1 protein-coding gene is annotated in these 467 nt (G+C 71.3%); it reads left to right on the top strand.

What is annotated here, in order from left to right; translation table 11 throughout:
- A partial coding sequence (locus tag JWG43_RS20760) for a capsular polysaccharide export protein, LipB/KpsS family (protein ID WP_205244322.1) occupies positions 1-467 on the top strand: 467 nt, incomplete at both ends.

Below are 467 nucleotides of genomic sequence, written 5' to 3'. Positions count from 1 at the left end.
CCCAACTGATCGTCAAACGCCATCCGGCGGTGGCGGCGGGCAAGAAACGCGGCTGCGTGACGGACCTGACGGGCGTCACTTTGGTCGATACGGATGTACGGCCCGCCGACCTGCTGGCGGCGGTGGATGCGGTCTATTGCGTCACCTCGGCCCTGGGGTTCGAGGCCCTGTTGCGCGGCCTGCCGGTGCGGTGTTTCGGGGCGCCCTTCTATTCCGGCTGGGGTCTGACGACCGATGCGGTGCAGACGGGGCGGCGCCGCGTCGCGCGATCGATCGAACAGGTCGCCGCGGCCGCCCTGATCGCCTACAGCCGCTATGTCGATCCGGTGACGGGCGACAGGTGCGAGGCCGAACAGGCGCTGGAGCGGTTGATCGCGCTGCGCGACCGGGCGGACCGGCTGGCGGGCTCTTGGTCGGCAGTCGGGTTCGCCCCCGCCAAGCGGCCGCCGGTGCGCCGCCTGCTGAAC

Origin of the sequence: Desulfobulbus alkaliphilus (genome assembly GCF_016918545.1) — a bacterium.
Lineage (GTDB): Bacteria > Desulfobacterota > Desulfobulbia > Desulfobulbales > Desulfobulbaceae > Desulfobulbus > Desulfobulbus alkaliphilus.
The sequence above is the reverse complement of the archived record's forward strand: the minus strand, read 5'-3'. Positions and strand labels throughout refer to the sequence as shown.